Origin of the sequence: Enterobacter sp. UNJFSC 003, assembly GCF_036903355.1 — a bacterium.
GTDB lineage: Bacteria > Pseudomonadota > Gammaproteobacteria > Enterobacterales > Enterobacteriaceae > Enterobacter.
In genome coordinates this window covers 1-243 of the sequence record NZ_JBAKHK010000310.1, presented here as the reverse complement: position 1 = coordinate 243, position 243 = coordinate 1, and the positions used below count along the sequence as shown (strand labels likewise).

The 243-nt window shown below is 60.1% G+C and carries 1 protein-coding gene; it reads right to left on the bottom strand.

Translation table 11 applies throughout. The features are described 5' to 3' along the window. Window positions 1-226 (bottom strand): hypothetical protein (locus V5P19_RS24310; protein ID WP_334408090.1); only part of this gene is annotated, 226 nt, incomplete at its 3' end. Between the last annotated feature and the right edge of the window lie 17 nt (window positions 227-243).

The following is a 243-nucleotide window of genomic DNA, read 5'->3' as shown; positions in this document are numbered from 1 at the left end:
GAACCAGAACCAGTTCAGCTACGTCGCAAACCTGTCGGGAAACATCGGCTTTGCCTGGCAGTTCATCCCCAATGGCCAGCTCGTCGTCGGCTACAAGCTGGATCAATGGTGGAATGCGCGTTCGAGCTTCGATTTCGGGGGCCTCAGCCGCAGCGAGGATCTTCTGATTCACACCGCCTTCGTTCGCCTGACCTACCGTCCCTAGCTCCAGTCCCCCGTGCTCCAAGTCGCGGCCTTCCCTGC